The following is a 10,853-nucleotide window of genomic DNA, read 5'->3' as shown; positions in this document are numbered from 1 at the left end:
CGATTACCGGAACTCCCGTCCGAACTACCTGGAAGCGTTCTGGAACCTGGTCAACTGGGATTTCGTCAACGAAAACCTGGCATAATCAGCCGATTCCGGCTTTCAGAAGGCGGTCCATCCGGGCTGCCGGCAAGCGCCCGCCCTGTGCGGGCGTTTTTGTATCCGCTCAGCACCAAAAATGAACAAATTGATACAACCCTGCCGGGAAATCTCTGAAAAAATCATGGATACTCAAGGAAGTAGATTCAGACCAACCATTCAGAGGAGTTGAAATGGGAACGACCCTTATCGGCCTGGCAGTGATCGCTGTCGTCGTTATCTACCTGGTGTTCATCTACAACCAGCTGGTATCCCTGCGCAACCAGTTCAAGAACGGCTTTGCCCAGATTGACGTGCAACTGCAACGGCGCCATGACCTGATTCCCAACCTGGTGGAAGCCGCCAAGGCCTATCTCACCCACGAGAAATCCACCCTGACCCAGGTGATGGAAGCCCGCAACAACGCGGTCAGCGCCCAGAAGGACGCCGCCACCGATCCGGGTGACAGCACCAAGATCCAGCGCCTGGGCGGCGCCGAGAACCTGCTCACCAAAGCCCTGGCCAACTTCTACGCCGTGGCAGAGAACTACCCGGAGCTGAAGGCCAACGAAACCATCCAGCAGCTGATGGAAGAGCTCTCCAGCACCGAGAACCGTGTCTCCTTTGCCCGCCAGGCCTACAACGACGGGGTCATGAACTACAACATCTTCCGCGAGAAGTTCCCCAACAACCTCATCGCGGGTATGTTCGCGTTCAAGGAAACCGCCCAGCTGCAGCTTGAGACCCCGGAAGCCCGCCAGGCCCCGAAAGTCGCTTTCTGAGGCCTGAGCCATGGCTCATCCCGGATTTTTCCAGCGCCAGGCCCATGCCCGGCGCAACACCGGCCTGCTGGTGTTCCTGTTCCTGACCGCGGTGGTGCTGATCACCCTCGCGGTCTGTGTCGTTGGTTACCTGGTCACCCGCAGCGAAACCTCCAGCCTCGCCTTCCACCACTGGCTGCTGTCCAGCCATGGCCTGATTACGGCCTCCGCCGTGGTCGCCCTCATCGGCATCGGCTCACTGGTACGCTGGGTCGACCTGGCCGGCGGCGGTGAGCGGGTGGCCCGCATGGTGGGCGCGCGCGCCATCGACCCGGACACCCGCGATCCGGACGAACGCAAGCTCCGCAACATCGTCGAGGAAATGGCCATTGCCAGCGGGGTCACCGTGCCGGAACTGTATGTGATGGACCAGGAGACCGGCATCAATGCCTTTGTGGCCGGCTACACGCCGGGCGAGGCGGTGATGGTCGTCACCCACGGTGCTCTCACCCAACTGAACCGGGACGAGCTCCAGGGCGTTGTGGGCCATGAATTCAGCCACATCCTCAACGGCGACATGCGGATCAACGTTCGCCTGATCGCCTTGCTGGCCGGCATTCTGATGATTGGCCAGATCGGCCAGTTCCTGCTGCGCGCGGGATTCTACAGCAGCCATGGGGTCCGATCCCGGAACCGGGACGGCCGGGCCCAGGCTGCCATGGCCGTGGTGGGTCTGGCCCTGATGGTCATCGGCTACGTTGGCGTGTTCTTCGGCCGGCTGATCCAGTCTGCCGTGTCCCGCCAGCGGGAGATGCTCGCGGACGCCTCTTCGGTGCAGTTCACCCGTAACCCCGAGGGCATCGGCGGTGCCCTGTTCAAGATCGGTATGAAAGGCGGCTACCTGGACACCACCAGCCACGCCAGTGATATGAACCATATGTGCTTTGGCGAAGCCGCCCGGATGAAGTTCACCTCGCTGCTGGCCTCGCACCCGCCCATCGACGTGCGTATCAACACCATCCAGCCCGGTCTTCTGGCCCGCCTGCGCAGCCGGCTGCGGGATACCCGGCCAACCAGCGATCTTCGTGGCGGCGCCCAGGCCCCGGCCGGTAGCGCGGGTATTGCCGACGTCGCCCGGGACATCTACCAGCCGGTCCGGTCCGGGCGCACCTCTCCCATCGCCCGTGCTGCGCCGCTGCCGGCAAAGGAACTCTCAAGCCAGGTGGGCACGGTCACCCGGCGCGGTGAGGACTTCGCCATCAGTTTCCTGGAGCAGCTGCCAGCCACCTTCCGCACCCTGCTCTATACCCGCGCCGGGGCCATCCAGCTGTGCTACGCCATGCTGGTGACTGAGCTTTCGCGGGAACAGCAGAAGGAACGCCTGGCCCTGCTGCCTGAGCACCCCGTGCTGGGTTGCCAGCCGGAGATCATGGCAAAGATCCTGCCCGCCCTGAAAAGCATTGGTGAAGGCGTACGCTTCCCCGCCCTGGAACTGGCCATGCCGGCTCTGCGCAAGCTCGACCCGGAGGAGCGGGAAAGCCTGATTAACAACGTGCGAAAACTCGCGGCGGCGGACGAGAAGATCAGCCTGTTCGAGTTAACGCTGACCAGCTTCCTGTCCCGTCACCTGGGCGATCATGCTGGCCGCGTCGTTCCCGTACGCTATAAAAGTTATAAGCCGTTGTTGCCGGCTATCCAGAGATTACTGAGCCTGATGGCCCGGGCCGGGACTGCCGACAACACCGAGGCGCAGAAACTCTATCAGGAAGCCGTTGCCGGCTTTATCCATACCCGGAAGGGAGACCTGCCACCCCTGGAGAAAGTCACCATGCGGCAGTTGCAGGAAGCGCTGAGGGCATTGAACAGCCTCTCACCCCTGCTCAAGCCGGCCATTATCGACGCCTGCGCTCACTGCGTGAGCCACGATGGCAAGGTGGAAGTGAGGGAGTATGAGCTGATGCGGCTCGTGGCGGACCAGATGGATTGCCCGATGCCGCCGTTGTAGGGGCGATGGGTTCAGGTGAAGGAGGGGTCAGATCAACTCAGGGGTCTGATGAAGACCTTCATCTGACCCCATCTTCAGGCGAACCTTGGGTGTATGGTATCCAAGCTGGGGTCAGATGAAAGCTTTCATCAGACCCCAAGAGGCATGCCCCCGTCTTCAAAACTCACTGCACCCGCATCTCACTGCCGGGATCAAACAGGTCATCAATCGCCGGCCGTTCCTTCGCGTCGGGCAGGCCGAGCTTTTCGCGGACGTTCAGGTTGACCTCCCACAGGGCCTTGTACTTCTCGTCAGTCGCAGCGACGGCGTCAGCCTTGCCCAGCATGATCTTCGGGCGCAGGAACACCAGCAGGTTGCGCTTGATGCGGCTCTGGGACTCTGAGGAGAACAGCCGGCCGAGTACGGGAATATCACCCAACAGGGGCACCTTGCTCTTGGTGACCTGGAGATCATCCCGGGTGAGGCCGCCGAGGACGATGGTTTCGCCGTCGTCCGCCAGCACGGTGGTCTTGATCTCACGCTTGTTGGTGACGATATCGGAGGCATTCTCGATGCTGTCGGCCACGCTCTCGGTAGTCTGCTCCACTACCAGGCGCACCAAGCCGTCGGCGCTGATGGTCGGGGTCACCTTGAGGGTCAGGCCCACGTCGCGGCGTTCGATGGTGGTGAACGGGTTGCTCAGACCATCGCCGGTAACCGCCGTCTGGCCGGTACGGAAGGGTACGTTCTGGCCCACGGTAATCTCGGATTCCTGGTTATCCAGGGTAATGATACTCGGCGTGGACAGCAGGTTCGCCGCACTTGAGGTGGACAGGGCCTGGAGCAGAATACCCCAGCTCAGGCCGTTCTCATCCCGCTCGCCCGCGCCGATGGTGATGCCTCCCGTGGCCGGCGTGATTGCCGATCCACTCAGGATGGCGGTGAGCACATCCCCGAGGCTCCGACCGACATTGCCGAAGTTGGTACCGACTACCGGTGTCGATTCACCGGACTCGTCCCCCGCCGCGAGCTGGACGCCAAGGTCCTGCCCCAGCTCATCACTGATCTCGACAATGGCCGCCTCGATCATCACCTGGGCGCGACGCAGGTCCAGCTGAGCCACAATCTGCTCGGCTTCCTGCATCAACGAAGGATCACCACGGACCACCAGGGCATTCAGACCCTCGTCCGCAAAGACGGAGAAATTGTTGTTCGGGTTGCCAGCAGTACCACCGGCACCACCGCCACTGGCCGAGCCGCCTTCCTTGAGCACCTCACCCATCACACCCTTGAGGATCTCGGTCAGGTTCTTGGCATCGGCGTGCTTCAGCCGGATGACCTTGGTGGTGCCACCGGTGGCGGAAGGCTGGTCGAGCTTGCGAATCAGCTCGCGCATTTTGTCCCGGAAGGATTCATCGCCCCGGAGAATCAGGCGGTTGCTGCGTTCATCGGCGGTCACGCTGTATTTGCGGGCGGCATTCTCGCCCCCGGCCTTGCCCAGTTCATCCGGCGCCAGTTCCTGCAGCAGGGTCACCATATCACCAACCCAGGCTTCCTTCAGCTGGATCACTTCCACCTCGTACTTGGAGGGGCTGTCCAGCTCCCGGACGATCTGCTCGATGCGTTCGATGTTGGAACGGTGGTCACTGACAATCAGGGCATTGGCGGCCGCCACACCCGCCAGGTGCCCGTACTTGGCCACCAATGGTCGCAGGATAGGCACCAGCTCCAGAGCGTTGGCGTTATCAATCTGGATCACCCGGGTGATCAGTTGCTCGGAGGGGGTTTCGGGAAACCGGTCCAGTATCTCGGCGGACTGCTTGGCGTCCACCTGCTGCACGATCTTGATCACCTCTTCCCCGGGGATGGCGGTAAAGCCGTGCACGTTCAGAACTGCCAGGAACAGGTCGTAGATTTCATCCTTGTTCATGGGGGCACTGGAAAGCACCGTCACCTTACCCTTGACCCGGGGGTCCACCACAAAACTATAGCCGGTGATGTCTGCCACCTGGGTCACGAAGGCACGGATATCCGCGTCTTTCAGGTTCAGCCTCCAGGTCTCCTCCTGCCCATGAGCCAGGGACATCAGAGGAAGAAGGATCAGCAGCGCAATGGCCCGTAGAAGATTCGTCTTGTGGTTATACATCTGGCGATTTCGTCCTGTATCGTTGATCCCGGTCAGCGCCACTGCTCGGGTATGGCATAACTAACGGTGAGGATGCTTCCATCACGCTCGATTTCGATCTCCAGCTGGGCCTGGCCGCGCCAGCTTTCCAGCAGGGATTTGTCCTGTTCCAGATCACCCAGCCGCTGGCCGTTGATGGCGGTAATCACATCGCCGGCCTGCAGATTGACGGCATTGAGCATGGCATTCGAGCCGTCGTAGACATAACCGGACATGCCGCTGTCATCCACCGGGCTCAGGCCATATTGCGCCAGCGCTGCCGCGCCCTGACTGTCCAGCTGTTCGCGGGCACTGGCCAGGAAGGCATCCGGTGACGATTCTGCCGGCACATCCTCCACTTCTGCAACCATGCCCGAATCGACCGACTCCTCAAAGGTCAGTGATTCGTAGCGCCCACCCCGACGCAGCAGAATCCGGTCCGGTTCCACCTCGGCCAGTTCGGCATTGCCGGGCAACATGTCACCCACCCGATAATACGCGGTTTCGCCGTTACTTCCTGCAACTATAGCACCGGAACCCTCGGGGCGTTCGCCAACCAGCACACCTTCAAGGCGGAGGCGCAGACCGGTCTCCGGCGCCGAACGCTTCACTGACTCAGCCACGCCCGCCTGAACACTGGGCCGACCAAAGAAATCATAACCAGCGATCGGAAAATCCTGGCCGCCGGAACCGGCCATTCCCAGCGACTCCTGGGACGGTGCCACCGGCACCGGCCGGTCATCCCAGGCCACCAGCCAAGTGACCCGGGCCAGGGCAACCGCGAGGTAAAGCGTCAGCCCAAACAGCAACAGATTGGCGAGAATCCGGGACACGCGGGCCTGGGCGTGGCGAGGAAAGACCACCATATTATATGCCTCCGGGAATCAACGGTTGCCGGACCCGGAACACCACATCGTCCGGACTGGCAGAATCCGACCAGGGCTGGTCCGCCAGATCCACCATACGCTTGTAGACCTGGATTTCCATCATTCCGTTCCAGAGCAGGTTCGCCTGAGCCGCGGGCCCGCTGCCGCCCTGCTCCGCGATCTTCAGTTCCACTCCGCCCTCGACCGTATCCAGGTTGGCCTGCATGGGCGGGAAATCCGCCGAACCGGTCTGGTCGCCCATGGGCCAGGTCACCCGGCCGCCCGGCCACGTAGCCAGGCCATCGGCCCGGGTAACCCGGTTATCTTCCCAGGCCAGCTGCAGTCGATCGATGTTCACATCACCTTCGATCATGGCACCACGGCTCTTGCGGATCAGTTCGCGGAACTCGGCGACCCCGATGTGACCGGAAGCATCCAGCGCGGCGCTCAGGGGCCAGCCCAGTGTCAGATTGCCCTGGAGCGAGGATTGTGCCGTATCCAGTTCAATATCCATGGGCAATGTCATTCCACCGAGGGAGGGCCAGCCCAGGGCCCAATCCACCCGCAGCGGATAACCGGCGACCACGACGCCAGCGGCACCGTCCCACAGTTTGCCGGACACCTGCCGCACCTGAACCTGAGGTGGCACATTCACATGGGCAGACGCCTGCTGCCACAACCAGCCGGCGGGCACCAGGATCACGAGTGCCACCACATACACCAGCGCCCCGAGCAGGAACAGCAACAACAGCTTGCCCAGGCGGAAAAAGGATTTGGTTTCGGTGTCACTCATTCATTAATACACACAAAAAAGACTGGAATCCGAGTCTAGCAAAGGCATCGGGCAAGTTCATGACAAAAAACGAAAAAACCCCGCACCAGTGTGACCCGGTGCGGGGTTTTTCAGGGTAGATCGGGCCAGATCCCGGAATTCGGGACCCGGTCGGGATCAGGCCGGCATTACATCATGCCGCCCATGCCTCCCATTCCGCCCATGCCACCCATGTCCGGCATACCGCCGCCGGCACCTTCTTCCTGCGGCTCGTCCGCAACCATCGCCTCGGTGGTGATGATCAGGGAAGCCACGGAAGCAGCAGCCTGCAGCGCGGAACGGGTCACCTTGGCAGGATCCAGGATACCCATTTCCAGCATGTCGCCGTATTCTTCGGTGGCGGCGTTGTAACCGAAGGCACCCTCGCCGTCACGAACCTTGGCAACCACCACGGAAGACTCGCCACCAGCGTTGAACACGATCTGGCGAAGCGGCGCTTCCATGGCACGGCGCAGGATGTTGACACCGGCCTTCTGCTCTTCGTTGATGGCGTCAACCTTGGCCAGAGCCGCAATGGCACGGATCAGGGTGACACCACCACCGGCCACGATGCCTTCTTCAACGGCAGCGCGGGTGGAGTGCAGCGCGTCTTCAACGCGGGCCTTCTTCTCTTTCATTTCCACTTCGGAGCCGGCGCCAACCTTGATCACGGCAACACCGCCAGCCAGCTTGGCTACGCGCTCCTGCAGCTTCTCCTTGTCGTAGTCGGAGGTGCTGTCTTCGATCTGCTTGCGGATCTGCTCAACGCGAGCCTCAATGTCCGCCTGGCCACCGGCACCGCCGATAATGGTGGTGTTCTCCTTGGTGACGTTGACACGCTTGGCAGTGCCCAGGTCATCCAGGGTGGTGTTTTCCAGAGTCAGACCGACTTCTTCGGAGATCACAGTACCACCGGTCAGGATGGCAATGTCCTGCAGCATTTCCTTGCGACGGTCACCGAAGCCAGGCGCCTTCACGGCGTTGACCTTCACGATGCCACGCATGTTGTTCACAACCAGGGTCGCCAGGGCTTCGCCCTCGATGTCCTCGGCGATGATCTGCAGCGGCTTGCCAGCTTTCGCGACAGCTTCCAGCACCGGCAGCAGCTCGCGGATGTTGGAGATCTTCTTGTCGACCAGCAGGATGTACGGGTCATCCAGCTCGGCAGACATGTTGTCCTGGTTGTTGATGAAGTACGGGCTCAGGAAGCCGCGGTCGAACTGCATACCTTCAACCACGTCCAGCTCGTCTTCCAGGCTGCGACCTTCCTCAACAGTAATGACGCCTTCCTGACCAACACGCTCCATCGCATCTGCGATCAGCTTGCCGATGGTCTCGTCGCCGTTGGCGGAGATGGTGCCAACCTGGGCGATGTTACGGCTGTCGTTGCAGGGAGTCGCCATTTCGCGAATCGCCTTCACCGCTTCGGTGGTTGCCTTATCGATGCCGCGCTTCAGATCCATCGGGTTCATGCCGGCAGTCACCGCCTTGATACCCTCGTTGACGATGGACTGGGCCAGAACGGTTGCAGTAGTGGTACCGTCACCCGCGTTCTCGTTGGCCTGGGAAGCAACTTCCTTCACCATCTGGGCGCCCATGTTCTCGAACTTGTCTTTCAGTTCGATTTCCTTGGCCACGGAAACGCCGTCCTTGGTGACGGTCGGAGCGCCGAAAGACTTCTCCAGAACCACGTTACGGCCCTTGGGACCCAGGGTTACCTTGACCGCGTCCGCCAGGATGTTGACACCTGCGACCATGCGCTTGCGAGCGCTATCACCGAATTTAACTTCTTTTGCTGCCATGTCTTCTATTCCTGTTCGTTAAACCGAAATTGAATCAATCGGATTAATGAGCGTTCGTGCCTGTCGCCTCAGCGATCACTCAAGCACGCCGTAGATGTCGTTCTCGCTCATGATGAGCAGCTCTTCACCGTCGATCTTGACGGTGTTACCGGCGTACTGGCCGAAAACCACCGTGTCACCCACCTTGACCGCCAGTGAGCGGGTTTCGCCGTTGTCCAGGATGCGGCCGTTACCGACGGCAATTACTTCACCCTGGGAAGGCTTTTCTTTGGCGTTACCCGGCAGCACGATGCCACCCGCAGTTTTCTCTTCTTCTTCCTTACGGCGCACGACAACACGATCGTGTAGCGGACGAATTTTCATTGCTCGGTTTCTCCAATAGTCAGATTAATGTGGCAATGACAGTTGTTAATGAGGTTGGACGGGCCGATGCCCTGTCCAGCCAAATTGCCCGGCTGCATAAGCGGCTGATTTACAGCCGATATCAGCCCGCAGCGAACTTGTGAGACCTTAATGGGGTTGGCGTAGGTATTTTCAACACCCGGGATGAAAAATTTTTTCACTTTTTTTCGATGCGATCGTGGTCCCGCTCGGTCTGGTCCTGATACTCACCCTCGATGATGTCGCCGTTCTCATCGCGCTCAAACGGACGCCGCTGGCCAAAGGGATTCTCCCGGCCCCCGAACGGATCCTGCCCGAACGGATCACCCCCGCCGGCCCGGAAATAAAAGCTGCTGCTCTGCCCGGAAATCACCAACCGCTTGAGTACCTGGGCCGCGAAGAAATGACGGGTGCCGGGAATCAGGCACAGGAAACCGATGGTGTCCGTGATAAAGCCCGGTGTCAGCAACAACGCGCCGCCCACCGCCAGAATCAGCCCCTCGGCCACCTCACGCGCGGGCAACTCACCACTGTTCAGCCGCTGCCGCGCCCGAAGCAAGGTCGCCAGACCCTGCTGGCGCAACAGCCAGGCCCCGATCACCGCCGTCAGCAACACCAGCCCGATGGTATTGAGCACACCAATCATGCCGCCCACCTGAATCAACACCGCCATCTCGGCGATCGGCATGACTATGAATAAAAAAAGAAAGATGGCCAAAGTGCCTCCTCTTGGTATGTAAATGCACAGCGGTCTGACTCTGCACAGGGGTCTGAAGAACTTGTTCTTCTGACCCCGAGTTAGGTCCGACCTCTAAGCTTCCGTCCAAACAGGGGTCAGATGAAAGCATTCATCAGACCCCGAGTCAGACTTCAGCACAGGGGTCTGAAGAAAACCTTCTTCTGACCCCAAGTTGGGTCTGACCTCAAAGACCTGGTCCAAGCCGGGGTCAGATGAAAGCTTTCATCAGACCCCAAGTGTGGACCCCAAGTTCATCACACCCCACGTTCACGGTTATACTCCCACCACAAAAAACAAATCGCGGCACACAGAAACGTAAAACCACCTGATAACTCAATTAGGGCAAACCATGAAACTTCAAGATTCCGTGATTGCAATCACCGGCGCCGGCCAGGGTCTGGGCCGCGCCATGGCCGAATACCTGGCGGGCAAAGGTGCCAGAGTCGCACTCATTGACCTGATGCCGGAAAAACTCGCAGAAGCCGCCGAAGCCTGCAAAAAAGCCGGCGGCGAAGCCAAAACCTACGTCTGCAACGTGGCAAAGGAAGACGAGGTGGAAGCTACCTTCAAAACCATCGTTGAAGACTTCGGCCAACTCAACGGCCTGGTCAACAACGCCGGCATCCTGCGCGACGGCCTGATGGTGAAGGTCAAGGACGGCAAGGTCGAGAAACGCATGGAACTGTCCCAGTGGCAGTCCGTCATAGACATCAACCTCACCGGCGTGTTCCTGTGCGGCCGCGAAGCCGCCACCCGCATGATCGAGAACGGCGACCAGGGCGTGATCGTCAACATCGCCTCCATCTCCCGCGCCGGCAACATGGGCCAGAGCAACTATTCCGCCGCCAAGGCCGGCGTCTCCGCCCTGGTCCCGGTCTGGGCCAAAGAACTCGCCCGCTACAACATCCGCTGCATGGGCATCGCCCCCGGCTTCATCGAAACCGAAATGACCGGCTCCATGAAACCCGAAGCCCTCGAGAAGATGACCGCCGGCATTCCGTTGAAGCGCATGGGTGAGCCGGAAGAGATTGCCTCGACCGTGGCGTTCATCTTTGAAAACGACTATGCCTCCGGGCGAGTCATCGAAATCGACGGCGGCCTGCGGCTTTAATGGGATGTTGAGGCCGGGGTCATCGCACAGGGGTCTGAAGAACTTGTTCTTCTGACCCCATCTTGGCTCTGGCCTCGGAGTTGAAGTCCAAGCAGGGGTCTGAAGAAAGCTTTCTTCAGACCCCAACCCCGACCATCACCCAAAAGCCGCAACCCA

At 60.4% G+C, this 10,853-nt stretch carries 10 protein-coding genes; 4 read left to right on the top strand and 6 right to left on the bottom strand.

The genetic code is table 11. The features are described 5' to 3' along the window. The 3 genes from ACESMW_RS17075 to ACESMW_RS17065 all read left to right on the top strand — a co-directional run. The coding region (locus ACESMW_RS17075; protein WP_372988198.1) for a Fe-Mn family superoxide dismutase at positions 1 to 85 on the top strand (85 nt) is incomplete at its 5' end. A gap of 187 nt (positions 86 to 272) precedes the next feature. Next, a complete protein-coding gene (locus tag ACESMW_RS17070) occupies positions 273 to 860 on the top strand; it encodes a LemA family protein (RefSeq protein WP_372988197.1) in 588 nt (195 codons plus the stop codon). A 10-nt stretch (positions 861 to 870) separates the two neighbouring features. Further along, entirely contained in the window at positions 871 to 2,844 is a 1,974-nt protein-coding gene (locus ACESMW_RS17065) for a M48 family metallopeptidase (RefSeq protein WP_372988196.1), read from the top strand. Positions 2,845 to 3,007: 163 nt separating this feature from the next. On the opposite strand, the gene gspD is transcribed toward ACESMW_RS17065, so the two are convergent. The 6 genes from gspD to ACESMW_RS17035 all read right to left on the bottom strand — a co-directional run bounded on the left by gspD (position 3,008) and on the right by ACESMW_RS17035 (position 9,565). Further along, the gene (gene gspD, locus ACESMW_RS17060) at positions 3,008 to 4,969 is read right to left on the bottom strand and encodes a type II secretion system secretin GspD (RefSeq protein WP_372988195.1); all 1,962 of its coding nucleotides are present in this window, start codon (positions 4,967 to 4,969) and stop codon (positions 3,008 to 3,010) included. A gap of 32 nt (positions 4,970 to 5,001) precedes the next feature. Continuing rightward, positions 5,002 to 5,853: a type II secretion system protein N gene (locus ACESMW_RS17055; RefSeq protein ID WP_372988194.1), complete on the bottom strand. Its 852-nt coding sequence runs from the start codon at positions 5,851 to 5,853 to the stop codon at positions 5,002 to 5,004. 1 nt (position 5,854) lies between these two features. Next, positions 5,855 to 6,646, bottom strand: a complete 792-nt coding sequence (gene gspN, locus ACESMW_RS17050) for a type II secretion system protein N (protein ID WP_372988193.1) — start codon at positions 6,644 to 6,646, stop codon at positions 5,855 to 5,857. A 167-nt stretch (positions 6,647 to 6,813) separates the two neighbouring features. Next, entirely contained in the window at positions 6,814 to 8,466 is a 1,653-nt protein-coding gene (gene groL / locus ACESMW_RS17045) for a chaperonin GroEL (protein ID WP_372988192.1), read from the bottom strand. Positions 8,467 to 8,541: 75 nt separating this feature from the next. After that, positions 8,542 to 8,829 carry a co-chaperone GroES gene (gene groES / locus ACESMW_RS17040; RefSeq protein WP_372988191.1) on the bottom strand — a complete coding sequence of 96 codons (288 nt, stop codon included), beginning with the start codon at positions 8,827 to 8,829 and terminating at the stop codon, positions 8,542 to 8,544. A 196-nt stretch (positions 8,830 to 9,025) separates the two neighbouring features. Continuing rightward, positions 9,026 to 9,565 carry an FxsA family protein gene (locus ACESMW_RS17035; RefSeq protein WP_372988190.1) on the bottom strand — a complete coding sequence of 180 codons (540 nt, stop codon included), beginning with the start codon at positions 9,563 to 9,565 and terminating at the stop codon, positions 9,026 to 9,028. Positions 9,566 to 9,935: 370 nt separating this feature from the next. Between ACESMW_RS17035 and ACESMW_RS17030 the strand changes: the two genes are divergently transcribed. After that, a complete protein-coding gene (locus ACESMW_RS17030; RefSeq protein ID WP_372988189.1) occupies positions 9,936 to 10,697 on the top strand; it encodes an SDR family oxidoreductase in 762 nt (253 codons plus the stop codon). Positions 10,698 to 10,853: the final 156 nt, after the last annotated feature.

Origin of the sequence: Marinobacter sp. (assembly GCF_041690455.1) — a bacterium.
GTDB lineage: Bacteria > Pseudomonadota > Gammaproteobacteria > Pseudomonadales > Oleiphilaceae > Marinobacter.
This window is presented reverse-complemented; position numbering and strand designations above follow the sequence as displayed.